This is a genomic window from Armatimonadota bacterium, from assembly GCA_035527535.1.
Classification (GTDB): Bacteria; Armatimonadota; Hebobacteria.
This window is the reverse complement of sequence record DATLAK010000072.1, coordinates 44508-57836: the sequence shown is the minus strand read 5'-3', so window position 1 is coordinate 57836 and position 13329 is coordinate 44508. Positions and strand designations below refer to the sequence as shown.

The following is a 13329-nucleotide window of genomic DNA, read 5'->3' as shown; positions in this document are numbered from 1 at the left end:
GTCGCGCTCAACCTCTTGAACACGACGGCGAAGACCCTCCGCGTCAGATGCACCTTTCAACGACCCGCGCGCGCAGGCGGCTCGACGCCCAACCAATCACCGGAGCTGGCCAAACAGGCGACCTTGCACCGCCTCTTGCCGGTGGCCGGCGCATTTAGCGATATAGTGTATGACGTGCTGCCGGAGCTCGACCGCTCGGGAGTGATCGAGCTGGCCCCGCGTGAGGTCGCCCAACTGTGGCTGACGGTGAAGACCTACGGGCTGGAGCCGGGCGCCCACCGGCTCACGCTGTACCTGGGGACAATGGCGGAGAAGGATGATCTGACCTTCCGCGAGGTGCCCATCGAGATCCAGGTGTGGCCGGTGAGTCTGCCCACGGACAAGTACCAGTTGATGAACTGGGCGAGCCTGGACGCGGCCTCGGACCAGGCCTTGCAGAACATGATTGACCACGGGATGTCGGTGATTTACGGCTCGTCACTGCCGCGGGTGCCGCTTGATGAGCGAGGGAACCTCGCCGGCGAGGTTGACTGGACGAGGTTCGACCGGCAGATGGCGCGCGTTCCCAAGCACTGGCAGTTCCTGTGGGGATCGTATCCGACCCCCATCTTCCCCAAGGGCATCAATGCGCCCGCCGAGAGCGAGCTCTACTTCAACGGCGTCAAGACCGCGATCGGGGAGATGGTGAAGCATCTGCAGTCAATGGGCATCGGCTACGACCGGTGGGGGTTCTATCCTATCGACGAGCCGTGGCTCACGGGCTTCACCAACATTCCGCCATTGCGGCGGTTCTGCACGCTGACCAAGCGGGCCGACCCGCGCGTGCGCAACTATGCTGATCCGGCGAACCTGGTGCGCATTGAGTATATAGAGGAGTTCAAAGACCTCATTGACATCTGGCAGCCGCAGGTTGACGTCCTGCAACATGACCGGGAGCTGGTGAAATGGTTCCGGGAGAACGCAAAGACGTTTTGGTTCTATGAAGCCGCCGGACCGGCGAAAGACCTGCTGCCCCTGGGTCATTACCGAATACGCCCGTGGCTTGCGTGGCGCTTCGGGGCGACGGGGTCCGGGTTCTGGGTCTATAAGGACCTCGATATGTGGTGGGCGCTGGACAGCGAGGGCTACGGAGCGGTGTACCAGACTGACAAGGAGGTCGTCACGTCGCGGCGCTGGGAGGCCGTGCGCGACGGGGTCGAGGACTGGCGAGCGCTGTACGTCCTGCGCGAGGAAATCGAGAAGGCACGCGCCTCCGGCCGTACTGCTGAGGCTGACGCGGCCCAGGCCCTGAGTGACGAAGCCGTGGAGGCCATCGTCGGATATAGCCTGAAATACATCGATGAAATCACCCGGTGGACTCGCGATTACGAGGTAGATTTCAATCTGTTCATGGACTATCGCGCCAAGATCGCTGAGCAGATTACCAGGCTGCGGGGGCGGTAGCGGACCCGCGGCCTGTCAGGCGGTGGCCGCGGTGGGGCCTACAGCTCCACCGCACGCAGCGGTATCTGCGGTCGAAGCGGCTGATCTTCTTCAGCGAGGCCGGTCGCGCGTCATTCCGTGCTTCCCGGTCTCGGGCGTCAAGCCGGCCTGCAAGCCGCTGCAGGGGCGTCGGGCGTGACCGCCGAAATGCAGAAGCAGTGACGGCGGGTGGCACCACCCCGCGGCGTCTGTTGCAGCGGACTCCCCCCGAGAGGAGGCGGTATTGCACTCCCATTCCCAGCCGGCGGCCCCTACGTTTCTGACCGGGGTTATCGCCCCCATGTTCACGCCGCGGCACGCCGACGGCCGCCTCGACCTCGACGGCGCACGCAGCTTCGTGCGCTGGCTGCAGAGCCGCAAGTGCGTCCGCTCCGTGTTCGTCCGCTCGGGGGTGGGAGATATGTACGCCTTCACCATGGACGAGGCCCGCTCGCTGTTCGCTGTCGTGTTGGCGGAGGCGGGCGGGAAGATCGGCGTGCTGGCGGGGTGCGTCGGCGAGTTCGACGGCGACCCGGAGCATCGGCCCGACCCCGCGCGCTACACCGCGCAAGCCGTGGCCCTGTCGCAGCACGCGCAGGAGCGCGGCGCGGACGCGGTGGTGCTGGTCTTGCCCTCCGCGCTGGCGCCCACACCGGGGACACCGCTGGAGGACACCATCTTCGCCTACTACCGCGCGGTCAACGACGCGGTGAGCATCCCCATCATCGCCTATCAACCGCAGACGACGCCGCCGGAGTACTGCATGACCCCGTCCCTCATGCGGCGCCTGCTGACGCTCCCCCGCATCGGCGGCATGAAGCTCTCGACCACCGATCACGGCGTCTTCGATCCCATCGCGCGGGTCGTCGCGGGCACCGGTTTCGCGATGATCGCGGGGGCGGAGCACTTCTACCTTAACGCGCTGACCCGCGGCGCGGTCGGCGTCATCGGCGGCGGCTGTAATACCCATCCGGAGATGATCTACGCGGTTGAGCATCACTATCGGGCGGGGCGGCTCGACCGCGCCCACGTCGCGCAGGGACAGGTGAACGCCACCCTGCAGGAGCTGGAAGCGCTTGGCATCCACGGGGCGATCGCGGGCAAGCTCTATATCGCCGCCCAGGGGTATCCGATGGAGCCCTACGACAAGCGCCGGCGCGAGCTGCCGCCGGTGGAGGCGGTGCGGCGATTCGCCGAGATCGTTGACCGCCGAGTGGCCGAATATCGCGGTGCCGTGCAGGGCGGCACAGATGTGCCATAGGGCGCGACTCACGGGCGCGACCTCGCTGAAGTCGCGGCTATCTCGCCGCCACCGGTCGGGGCGCCCCTGGCAGCGCGCTTTACGCTCCCCGAGGGTGCTGCTATAATGCGGTTGCCGTCAGGCCTGATGCGGGCCTGCGAAGGCGGCCGTGGGCAAGCGAGTATCGAATCGTGCGCGTGCTGGGGATAGATCCGGGTCTCACCGCCAGCGGCTACGGCATCGTTGACGTCAACGGCCGGCGCGAGGCGCTGACCGAGGCGGGGGTGATCCGTCCGGGCGGACGCGAGTTGAGCGCGCGACTGCGCCGCCTCCACCAAGCGATCACCGAGGTGCTCGAGGAATGGCAGCCCGAGGTGGTGGTGATCGAGGAAGTCTACTCCAAGTATCGTCACCCCCGCACCGCCATTCTCATGGCGCACGCGCGCGGGGTGATCTGCATGGCGGCGGGGACCGCGGAGCGGGAAGTGGTGCACTACGGGGCGTCGGAGGTGCGACGGGCGCTGACCGGAAACGGGCGCGCGAGCGAGCGCCAGGTGCGGGAGATGGTATGTCGGCGACTGGGGATCGGCTCGCACCGCGGTGACGACCACGCGTACGACGCCCTCGCCCTCGCGCTGTGCCACGCGGGCCGGGCGCGAGCAGCGGCGGCGCGCCCGTTGATGACGTCGGAGGCCGCCCGGTGATCTCGCGCATGAGCGGGCGCGTGCTGGAGCGCAAGCCCTACGGAGTGATCCTGGGGGTCAACGGCATCGGCTACGAGGTGCTGATCCCAGCCGGGGTGCTGCAGTCGCTGGCGGCGCGGGAAGGCGAGCCCCTGGAACTGGTGACCTATGAGTACCTGCACCTGGAGCACTCGCGCGCGACGCAGGTGCTGATCGGCTTCCGCAACGAGCTGGAGCGGGACTTCTTCGAGCAGTTCATCACCGTGGCGAGCATCGGGCCGCGGCTGGCGGTGCGCGCCCTGGCGGCGCCGGTGAGCCGCATCGCCCAGGCGATCGAGGACGGCGATCTGCACGCCCTGCAAGGGCTGCCCGGCGTGGGCGCGCGCAAGGCCAAGGAGATCGTGGCCCGGCTGCAAGGCAAGGCAGGACGGTTCTGCCTCATCCGCGACGAGGCGGATCGCGGCCCGGCGCCCGAGGATCTCAAGGCAGAGGCGATCGAGCTGCTCACCAGGGTCGGCCACGCGCGCGCCGAAGCCACCAGCATGGTCGAGCGCGCGCTGGCGGCGGGGCAGTGCCCGCAGACGGTCGAGGACGTGCTCAACCTGAGCTACAAGCTGCGCGGCAAGTGAGGCGCCCGTGAAGAAGGACGAGCCGGTTCGGGAGCGACTCATCGGCCCCGAGGAACAGGGCGAAGATGAGCCCTGCTCGGAGCAACTGCGCCCCGCCACCCTCGCCGACTTCATTGACCAGGAGCAGGTCAAGGAGAACCTCGCCATCGCCATCGAGGCCGCGCGGCAGCGGGGTGAAGCGCTCGACCACGCCCTGTTCTACGGGCCGCCGGGCCTGGGCAAGACCACCCTCGCCCACATCATCGCCGCGGAGATGGGCGCGGACATCGTGAGCACCTCGGGGCCGGCCCTCGAGCGCCCCGGCGACCTCATCGGCATCCTCACTAACCTCGAGCCGCGCGGCGTGATGTTCATTGATGAGATCCATCGCCTGCCGCGGGTGGTGGAGGAATTCCTCTATAGCGCGATGGAGGAATTCACGGTTGACTTCGTGCAGGACAAGGGGCCCTACGCGCGCAGCATCAAGATCCCCATCCAGCCATGCTGCATCATCGGCGCCACCACTCGCACCGGCCTCATCTCGGCGCCGCTGCGAGAACGCTTCGGCATCTTCCATCACCTCGGCTTCTACCCCGAGCAGGCGCTTGCCGCCATCGTGCGGCGAACGGCGCGAATACTGGGCGTCGCCCTGAATGCCGAAGGCACCAGCGAGATCGCCGTGCGCGCTCGCGGCACGCCGCGCATCGCCAATCGCCTGCTGCGGCGCGTGCGCGACTATGCGCAGGTGCGCGGCGATGGACTCATTGACCGTCAGGTCGCCGACCAGGCGCTGCGCAAGCTCGGCGTGGATGAGTGCGGCCTCGACAATCTCGACCGCAAGTTCCTGCTCACAATTATCCGCAACTACGGCGGCGGTCCCGTGGGCATGGAGGCCATCGCCGCCACGCTCAATGAGCAGACCGACACCCTGGAGGACATGGTCGAGCCCTTCCTGCTGAAGATCGGGTTCCTCAATCGCACGCCGCGCGGGCGCCAGGCCACCGAGACCGCGTACCGACATCTGGGCGAGGACGACCAGCGCCACGGCGACGGGCAGCAGGCCTTGTTCTGAACCCGGCCGCCGGTGCGCACGCGGCTGCGCCCCGCCCGCGACGGCGGGGCGGCGGAAAGTCCCGCGGCGCGCCCATCGGAGCAGGACGCGGGCGGGTAACGTCGAATACGACAGGCGAAATCCCAGTCGAGGAGTCCCATGGAAGAGAACCGCAAGGCTGTGTGGTACGTGGTGGCCCTGCTGGTGGTGGTTGGGCTGGTAGCGTTTCTGTGGATACGCTACGCCGGCATGCAACAAATCATGCGCGACCTCGACAGCCGGAATCCCGAGGCGCAGACTCACGCCGTCGGTGTCCTACTCGAGCGTGGCGTGCTCGCGGACATCCTGCCGGCGCAGACCGAGAAGCGCCGCGCCAATACCGCCGTCGCCCTGGGCCGCGTCGCCACCAAGCAGGCGATGACCCAACTGGTGGTCCTCATCAAGGATCCCGAGGACCGCCCGCAGCAGGCGGCCGCGAACGTCCTCGCCGGCCTGGGCCCAAAGAGCATACCCTACCTGATGCCGGTGCTCAAGGACGGCGATGCGCGCGCCAAGGCGGCTGCGGTGAGCGCGCTGGTGCGCATTGGGTGGTCGGCGGTGCCGGAGTTGACCAAGGCTCTGAAGGACGCCGGCCAGCAGGAGCAAGCGGCGATCGCCCTGGGCAAGATCGGCGGCGCCGCGCTGGCGCCGCTGCGCCAGGAGGCGTGGAGCAAGGACCACAACCTGCGCAAGGCTGCCATCAGCGTCCTCGGCGAAGCCCGGGACCGTCGGGCTGTGCCGGCGGCTGTTGACGCGCTGCAAATCACCGACCTGCAGGCGACCGCGATCGTTGCGCTCGGCCTGATTGCCGACCGGCGGGGGACGGTGCCGCTGATTCCGTACCTCAAAGACCCCCAACTGCGCATGGATGTCGCCATGTCCCTGGGTCAGATCGGCGACCCGCGGGGGGCCGCGCCCCTGTTGGCCGAGCTGCGCGATCCTGAGACCCAGTTCCACAACCGCGTGGTGCGGGCGCTGCAGCGGATCGGCCGTAACGCCGGCCCCGTCGTCACCCAGGGACTGCGCAGCGACTCCCTCTATGTCCGCCGCGGCGCAGCCGAAGCGCTGCGCTGGGTCGCCGCCCCCGAAGCAGTGCCCGCGCTTGTCGGCGCGCTCGGCGATCGAGACTGGAAGGTGCGCGTTGCCGCCGCGCGCGCGCTTGGGTGGAACGGCAACGCCGCGGGCGTCCCGCCGCTAACGGCCGCGCTCGATGATGGCGACTGGCACGTGGCTAACGCGGCGGCGACGGCCCTGGGCGATGTCGGGGCGGTCGCGGTGGAGCCGCTCATCGCCTTGTTCGATGGCCACAACAACGCCAAGGCCATGCTGGCCAGCGACGGGCTCGCGCGAATGGGAAACGCGCCGGTGCAGCGGCTGCTGCAGGCGACCCACAGCCCGTCGGCGCCCACGGCGCAGTGGGCGGTCGTGACCCTCGGCAAGATCGGAGATCCCGCGGCGGCGGACCGTCTGCGCGAGGTCGCGGCCTCCGGTTCCCCCAACCTCAAGTGGGCCGCGGCCGAGGCGTTGCGCGCGCGCGGCGCCGGGAAGAGCTCCGGCTGACCCTGCAGGGCGCGCGCGGCGCGATTCAGTGCCGTCTCGGCGTCAGCCAGCCTGGGAACACGGCATCGTCGGGTGACGACGGTTCCACCGCGCCCTGGAGCGGAGCTTCTGACTCTCGCTGTGCGCGCAGGGCCTCAGCCAGAGCCCGGTTCGTCGCCGGGGCGTCGGGATTCAGCCGCAGCGCATTGCGATAGGCCTCGGCGGCCTCCCCCCAGCGCCCTTGTGCCAGGTATGCGTTGCCCAGGTTGTGGTATGCCGCCGCCGAGGGTCGCGATTGGATCGCGAGCTCGTACTCGCGGACGGCGCCGGGGAGGTCGCCCTGTACGAAATAGGCATTGCCGAGGTTGAAGTGCGCCAGCCCCAGGCGCGGCGCGCCGCGCACCATGCGGGTGAAGAGCGTAGTGTCGTCCCGATACCACCCGCTGCGCACGGAAGTCGCAACCATGCCCAAGGCGATCACGCACGCGAAGCCGACCGCGATCAGCGCGCGCAACCGGGCGCGTCCGCGAGCGAGGGCGAAGTCGTGCGCGGTTACGGCCGCCCAGCCGATGAAGATCGCTACCCCCACCGACGGTAGATAGAGGTTGCGCTCGGCAAACTGGGGGCCGCCCACGGGCAGCAGGTTGAGCGTCGGGGCGAGCGTCAACAGCGCCCACCAGACGGCGAATGCTGCCGGCGGCGAGACGGCTCTGAGGCGCACCGCCGCCGCGACCACCACCGCCAGCGCGCAGGTCGCGGTCAGCACGTCCGGTCGCAGCGGGCTGGGTGCCAACCATATCGGGTGGTAGGGCTGCGAATTCACCGGCAGCAGCAGAAGCTCAATCGCCCGCGCGGCCCACAGCGGTGTCGTGTACAGATGCGCCGTCCAGGCCCCCAAGTCGAATCCCACTGCCAGGTGATAGCCAAGCGCGGACCAGCGCGCGGCGAGGTACAAGGCCACCCCGGCGGCAAATCCCGCATAAGGGCGCCAGAAGCGCCATCCAGGCTGTGCGGAGAGGCGCGCTCGCGCAAGGGCGACCTCGTAAAGGGGGAGGAGAATAATCAGGGCCGCCGCCGCCGCGTGTGCGAACAGCGCAAGGGTGAAGGCGCCCAGGCTTGCGGCGTAGTACGCCCGCACGCGGCCGGGCGACCGCGGCCCGCCATCGAAGGCGACGACGTAAGAGCCAAAGGCCAGCAGCGCAAACAGGGCGAGACAGGTGGCCAGGGGCTGAGCTCGCCCGGCGATCCAGGCCACCGACTGTACGTGCACGGGGTGGACCGCAAACACCGCGCCGGCGGCGAAGGCGATGGGGCGTCGTCGCAGCAACTGCATCGCCACCATATACACCAGCAGCGTCGCCACCAGGTGCAGCGTCAGGTTGGTGCTGTGGTAGCCCTCGGGGTTAAGCCGCCACACCTGGAAGTCGGTCAGGTACGTCAGGGTGACGAGCGGGTGATAGCTGTCGGGGCGCGCCGACAGAAAGGGGTGGGCGAACACCGCCGCGATGCTGCCCAGGCTGCGCAACAGCGGGTTACCCACCACCAGCTCCTGGTCCTCCCACACGAAGCTGCTGCTGAGCGCAGGCAGAAAGGGAACCGCGGCCAGGGCCAGCAGCACCACCACCAGCCACAGATCGGCGGCAGGGCGAGATGCGGGGGCGCCCGGCGGCAGCCAAGGCGGCTCAGGTGGGCGGGGGGTGGGATCGCACCGCTCCGGCGCCGCCGCGTCGAGGGCAATCGGCGGCAGGGGCCGGGTCACGCCCTTGGGCGGGCGGCGGCGAGGGGGGCGGTCTTTACGCCCGCGACCGAGATGACTCATGCTTGTCCTGAGCGCAGCCGAATGGAATGGTGACTCGATGGCTGCCTGGATATGGCCTGCGTGGCCGCGTCGCACCGCGCCAGAGCGGTCGCCGGGGGCGAGGCGTGGGATCCCCCCGGCTGATCGCAGGCAGCACGTGGGCGCCCCCACCGGTCGGGGCGAAATACGCGCGACTTCAGCGAAATCGCGCCCCAGCGCGCACCTGGCCTTGCTTCGCTGACGCCGGTAGTATATCCCACAGCCAGCCGAGGTGTCAAACCGCTTGCCAGCGGAGCGGCCGGATGATACAATGCGAACAGCGAACAGCAGCGGGCACTTCATGACGCGGAGGACAACGCACATGCGGCCGGAGGAGAACCCGCTCGATTTCCCGTTGTCGCTGGGGGCGCTGGGAGATCTGGGGGTCTATCTTGCGCCCGACGACAAAGGCGAGCCGCGCCCGATTATCCTCGACTCGCCGCGGCGAGCCTTCCTGGAGTCGCTGGTGCCCCTGGCCGAGGCCGCCATTCGCGCCGATCTGCGGCGCTTTACGCAGCAGGCCGAGGCAGAGCTGGAGGCGGCCGAGCAAGCATCATCCCCGGGGGGCAACGACGATGCCATTTGACTACGACGCTGCCGAAGACTTCCCCGTCATCTACGCCAACTTCGCGCGCCTGACGCACGGTCCGCTGGAGTTCCTGGTGGACTTCAAGCGCAGCAGCCCCGAGCACCCCGACCCCAACCCCGCGCCGCCCCTGGTGCGCATCGTCCTGCACCCGGTGGTCGCGAAGTCGCTCGTGCGCGCCCTCGAAGAGAATATCCGCAACTACGAGAAGACCTTCGGCGAAGTCCCCGAGCTCCCGCACGAGCCGTCGGTAATGCACTGAGCGCCGCTGACCGCCGCCGAGGGAGACCTTCACCGCCCCCGCCTGCCCGCTGGCAGTCAGGCAAGGCGGCATTGCGCCGGATTCACACCCACACCACGCACCCCGGGCCGAAGACGGCATCACGCGCTTCAATGTCGCCGACCTCGACGCCGCCCCAGACCACGCAGCGCTCCAGGCGCGCGCCCGCGGGTATGCGCGCCCGCGGGCCGATGACCGAGCCCCGCACCGCGCACCCCGCCGCCAGCCGACAGCCGCTGCCGAGCACCGCGGGGGCCGCGATCGCAGCCCCTTCGACCCGCACTTTGCCTTCGCACCGGATTCCAGGCGAGACCTCTGCGCCCGGCAGGTGCAGGCCGGCCTTGCCCGCCAGCGCCTCCAGGTTCGCCTCCAGGTATTCCCGCGGGCTGCCGACGTCCTTCCAGTAGCCGTCAGCTTGCCACGCGTAGAAGGGGGCGCCGCGCTGCAGCAGCAGTGGGAAGACCTGCCGGCCGAAGTCGAAGAACTCGCGCGGCGGGATGTGATCGAGCACCTCGCGCTCGAAGAGATAGACGCCGGTGTTGGCCATACGGCTCTGGGCCTCACGCGGCGGGGGCTTCTCCTGGAATGACCGGATGCGCCCGCGCGAGCCGGCGACGACGATGCCGTAGTGGCTCACTGCGGCTGGCGCCACTTCCACCACCGCGATTGTCGCCAGCGCGCCGCGCCGGCGATGGAAGGCGAGCATCGCCCCCAGATCGAAATCCGCGAGGTCGTCGCCGCCGATGACGAAGAAGGTCTCGCCGCGGAAGAAGCCGGCGACGTGCTTGACCCCGCCCGCGGTGCCCAGCAGCTCCTGCTCGCGCGAATACCGCAGGGACACGCCGAAACGCTCGCCATCGCCGAAGTAGGAGGCGACTTGCTCGCCGTAGTGGTGGAGATTGGCGATGACGTCGGTGACGCCGTGGCGGCGCAAGCGCGCCAGGATGTGCTCCATCACCGGGCGATTGAGCACCGGCGCCATGGGTTTGGCGGCAGCGAAGGTGAGAGGATGCAGGCGCGTCCCGCCGCCGGCGGCAAGGATCATGGCGCGCGGGGAGGAGGGCACCGGCGATCAGTCCTTCGAGCGACGCGTCCAGCGCTCGCGCAGCACGTCGGCTGCCTTGCGCACCCCGGCCAGCACGGAATTGACGCTCACCACCGGCTCGGTGATAGTGTCGCGCAGGAGATCGGTGGTGGACTCGACCCGGCTGGCGACGTGGTCGGCGGTGCTGCGGGCGGTGTGGGCGATATGCTCCGCCTGCTCGCGCACGGTGTGGGTGATCTGCTCCGCCTGCTCCGCCACGTGCTGCGCGGTCGAGGTGACTTTGGAGACGGTGTCCTCGACCTGCTTGACCAGCGGGTTGACGCGCTCGCTCACCTGGCGCAGAAAGCCCTTGACCTTGAGGACTACGTAGAGAATGGCGATCAGCGCGGCGAGGCCGACGATGATGTACATGGCGAGGTAGATGGCCAACAGCACTTCCGTCGTTTCGCTCATCATATCCTCCCGAAGGCTGACGCCGAGGCCCCTCGGCGAGCCGATCCCGCCTACACGCTCACGATTATAGCCGCCACATGCAGAGGGGTCAAGGCGGGTGATGTGAAGTGCGCGCCCGCATGTGGAATAAATAGGCCGAACGACCTATCGGACGCCGGGTTGCCGGCTTGCGGGAGCGCCGGCGGTGCCCCTGGGGGATTCGATGCCGCTCCTCGCTCCACCCACTCCGATACGGTAGGCACGGACGGGGCCGCTTGCCCGCCGCGCAACGGAGGTGTTGCATGGAGGGATACTCGCTCGCTGAGGCCGGATACAGCTACGGGGGCATGCGGGTCACCGCCTTCGCCAACGAGAAGGGCGGTGTCGCCAAGACCACGTCGTGCGTCAACCTGTCCGCCGCGCTTGCCGAGCGCGGCCACTCGGTGCTGTGCATGGACATGGATCCCCAAGCCAATGCCACCCTCGCCTTTGGGCTCGACCCCGACGCGGTCGAAGCGCAGAGCCACATGCTGCTGCTGGACCCGCGCTACCCGCTGGAGCGCTCAATCATCGAGAGCGGCATCGCCAACCTCGACGTCGTGCCCTCCAGCTCCAACCTCAACATGTGCAACAAGACGCTGGTGGCCGAAGTCGGCCGCGAGGTGCGCCTGCGCAACAAGCTCATCGAGTACGCCCGCAGCGTGTTCACCAAGCGCTACGACTACGTCATGGTTGATTGCTCGCCCTCACTCGACCTGGTCACGGTCAACGTGCTCATGGCCGCGACCGACATGGTGGTGCCGGTGCAGGCCAAGTTCTACTCGCTGCAGGGGATGTCTCTGCTGGCGGAGACCGTGGCTTCGCTCTACGAGCAGCTCGACCCCCGCGTCAAGACGCTGGGCATCCTGGTGACCATGTTCGACCGCAGCACCGCCCTTGACGGCGTGATCTACAAGCTGCTCGCAGAGAAGATCGAGCAGGAGTACGGCGACTTCCTCTTCCACACCGTCATCGGCAAGAACGTCGCGGTTAGCGAGACCGAAGCCAGCGCCAGGCCGATCGTGCTCCTGGATCGGAGCGCATCGGCCGCCAAGGCCTACGAGGCCGTCACCGACGAGTTCATCGAGCGACTGGCGCGATCGAGTTGAGCGCTCCGCGGAGGTTGGAGGTTACAGTGACATACGTCAACGACCAGCAAACCGACAGCGCCGGCGTCGCGGACGACGCCAACGTTCTCATCACTATTTCGTCTTCCGAGGCTGCGGGCATCATCCGCCGCTGGGGCTCCGTCTCGCATGCGATCGGCGAACTGTCGGTCGAGGCTCTGGTGCGGGGGGCGGTGGATGAGGGCATCGTCGCCCTGCTGCGCGAGCAGCGCCCCCAGCAGTGCGAGAGCGAGCGGGAGGCCACAGCGAAAATCAGGTCGGTGCTGGACGCGGGCTATCGCGTGTTCGTGCGCGGCACCGACGACCCGATTGACTCGGCGCGGGCGGGACAGGTCGCCGCCCGCTCACTGCTGGCGCACGGCAGCCCCGAGTACCAGTCGAGCTCTTTCTGCGTCTTGCATCTCACCGTGGAGCCATTCGGCGCCGCCGCTTCCAGCGCGCGTCGCGACGAGGTCGGCGCCCTCAGCGCGTGCGATGCCCTACGCCACGAGATGGCGGTCGCCGCGGAGGCCGAACCCGCGGCAGCGCAGCCGATGGTCGCCGCTCGCGCGGACGAGACCGGGGAGACGGCCGGCGAGGAAGCTATCGTCCGCGCCGCCGCTGCGGGGGTGTGCGCCGAATACCACTGCGCCGACGACCTGCCGCCGCGGCAAGCGAATGATATCTGCGAGTCCACCGACCAGCCGCAGGTGGGATCGCGCGACGGCGACCACGCACAGGCGCAAGAGAAATGGGTGGCGGCCGCGCACGACGCTCGGGACGAGCCGGCCCCGGTGTCCGCAGCCGTTGCGGCCGACGCCGTAGCGGCTTGCGAGCACGAAGAGCCGGTCGCGGCGGCGGAGATGGTGCCCGCCGAACCGGCCGCGGCCCTACCGCGGAAATATGCGACCAAGGCGGAGGCGCTGACCGAGCAGTTCGGCCCGAAGATCGCCGCGCTGGACTTCCGCGGCCTGTTCGTGGGCAATTTCGGCTTCCAGCGCGACACCGTCGTGGACGTGGCCAAGCTGGCGACGCTGAGCCCGCAGACCATCAGCGCATACCTGATGAAGGCGAACGCGCTGCGCCAGTCCGGCGAGCACGAGAAAGCGACGAGCTACTACCGGGTGCTGCTGAAATCGGACCCGGACAATCCTGACTACCGTTTCCTCTACGGCAAGACGCTGATGGAGATGGGGCGCGTCCAGCCGGCGCGCGAATGCCTCGAGCGCGCCCGCGAGTTGGGCCACGAGAACGCCGCCCACGAACTCGAGCAGCTGGAGAAGCGCAAGGCCTGGAAGCCCGCGCGGGCGTTCCTGCATTTCCTGCACCGCACCGCCCCCTCGCGCTGACCCGAGGGCGCGATGCGCTGCCCACAGCGAACGG

The 13329-nt window shown here is 68.7% G+C and carries 13 protein-coding genes; 10 read left to right on the top strand and 3 right to left on the bottom strand.

What is annotated here, in order from left to right; translation table 11 throughout:
* The 6 genes from VM221_04830 to VM221_04805 all read left to right on the top strand — a co-directional run.
* A partial coding sequence (locus VM221_04830) for a hypothetical protein (protein ID HUT74147.1) occupies nucleotides 1-1443 on the top strand: 1443 nt, incomplete at its 5' end.
* Nucleotides 1444-1705: 262 nt separating this feature from the next.
* Nucleotides 1706-2722: a dihydrodipicolinate synthase family protein gene (locus VM221_04825; protein ID HUT74146.1), complete on the top strand. Its 1017-nt coding sequence runs from the start codon at nucleotides 1706-1708 to the stop codon at nucleotides 2720-2722.
* 170 nt (nucleotides 2723-2892) lie between these two features.
* Nucleotides 2893-3405, top strand: a complete 513-nt coding sequence (gene ruvC, locus VM221_04820; protein HUT74145.1) for a crossover junction endodeoxyribonuclease RuvC — start codon at nucleotides 2893-2895, stop codon at nucleotides 3403-3405.
* Nucleotides 3402-4013, top strand: coding sequence for a Holliday junction branch migration protein RuvA (gene ruvA / locus VM221_04815; protein ID HUT74144.1), 612 nt, complete (start codon nucleotides 3402-3404; stop codon nucleotides 4011-4013). Before ruvC ends, ruvA begins: the two co-directional genes overlap by 4 nt.
* A 40-nt stretch (nucleotides 4014-4053) precedes the next feature.
* Nucleotides 4054-5064: a Holliday junction branch migration DNA helicase RuvB gene (gene ruvB / locus VM221_04810; protein ID HUT74143.1), complete on the top strand. Its 1011-nt coding sequence runs from the start codon at nucleotides 4054-4056 to the stop codon at nucleotides 5062-5064.
* Nucleotides 5065-5202: 138 nt separating this feature from the next.
* Nucleotides 5203-6642, top strand: coding sequence for a HEAT repeat domain-containing protein (locus tag VM221_04805; GenBank protein ID HUT74142.1), 1440 nt, complete (start codon nucleotides 5203-5205; stop codon nucleotides 6640-6642).
* 25 nt (nucleotides 6643-6667) lie between these two features.
* On the opposite strand, the gene VM221_04800 is transcribed toward VM221_04805, so the two are convergent.
* The gene (locus VM221_04800) at nucleotides 6668-8440 is read right to left on the bottom strand and encodes a tetratricopeptide repeat protein (GenBank protein ID HUT74141.1); all 1773 of its coding nucleotides are present in this window, start codon (nucleotides 8438-8440) and stop codon (nucleotides 6668-6670) included.
* A 340-nt stretch (nucleotides 8441-8780) separates the two neighbouring features.
* On the opposite strand from VM221_04800, the gene VM221_04795 reads away from it, so the two are divergent.
* Together VM221_04795 and VM221_04790 are read left to right on the top strand one after the other, a co-directional pair.
* Entirely contained in the window at nucleotides 8781-9044 is a 264-nt protein-coding gene (locus VM221_04795) for a hypothetical protein (protein HUT74140.1), read from the top strand.
* Complete coding sequence (locus tag VM221_04790) at nucleotides 9034-9306, top strand: DUF3467 domain-containing protein (GenBank protein ID HUT74139.1); 273 nt, start codon at nucleotides 9034-9036, stop codon at nucleotides 9304-9306. The genes VM221_04795 and VM221_04790 overlap by 11 nt, the downstream gene beginning before the upstream one ends.
* 82 nt (nucleotides 9307-9388) lie before the next feature.
* Here VM221_04790 and VM221_04785 read toward each other — a convergent pair whose 3' ends face one another.
* Nucleotides 9389-10390, bottom strand: a complete 1002-nt coding sequence (locus tag VM221_04785) for an NDP-sugar synthase (GenBank protein HUT74138.1) — start codon at nucleotides 10388-10390, stop codon at nucleotides 9389-9391.
* Nucleotides 10391-10396: 6 nt separating this feature from the next.
* A complete protein-coding gene (locus VM221_04780) occupies nucleotides 10397-10822 on the bottom strand; it encodes a hypothetical protein (protein ID HUT74137.1) in 426 nt (141 codons plus the stop codon).
* Between the two features lie 281 nt (nucleotides 10823-11103).
* Here VM221_04780 and VM221_04775 point away from each other — a divergent pair, with 281 nt between their 5' ends.
* Both VM221_04775 and VM221_04770 read left to right on the top strand, forming a co-directional pair.
* Nucleotides 11104-11949, top strand: coding sequence for a ParA family protein (locus tag VM221_04775; protein HUT74136.1), 846 nt, complete (start codon nucleotides 11104-11106; stop codon nucleotides 11947-11949).
* A gap of 26 nt (nucleotides 11950-11975) precedes the next feature.
* Nucleotides 11976-13295 (top strand): tetratricopeptide repeat protein, encoded by a 1320-nt coding sequence (locus VM221_04770; GenBank protein HUT74135.1) that lies wholly within the window; start codon nucleotides 11976-11978, stop codon nucleotides 13293-13295.
* Nucleotides 13296-13329: the final 34 nt, after the last annotated feature.

Excerpts from the sequence above, each read along its gene's own strand:
- VM221_04780 (HUT74137.1), bottom strand. The coding sequence starts at position 10,822 with ATGAGCGAAACGACGGAAGTGCTGTTGGCCATCTACCTCGCCATGTAC.
- VM221_04800 (HUT74141.1), bottom strand. The coding sequence starts at position 8,440 with ATGAGTCATCTCGGTCGCGGGCGTAAAGACCGCCCCCCTCGCCGCCGC.
- VM221_04805 (HUT74142.1), top strand. The coding sequence starts at position 5,203 with ATGGAAGAGAACCGCAAGGCTGTGTGGTACGTGGTGGCCCTGCTGGTG.
- VM221_04790 (HUT74139.1), top strand. The coding sequence starts at position 9,034 with ATGCCATTTGACTACGACGCTGCCGAAGACTTCCCCGTCATCTACGCC.
- VM221_04795 (HUT74140.1), top strand. The coding sequence starts at position 8,781 with ATGCGGCCGGAGGAGAACCCGCTCGATTTCCCGTTGTCGCTGGGGGCG.
- VM221_04775 (HUT74136.1), top strand. The coding sequence starts at position 11,104 with ATGGAGGGATACTCGCTCGCTGAGGCCGGATACAGCTACGGGGGCATG.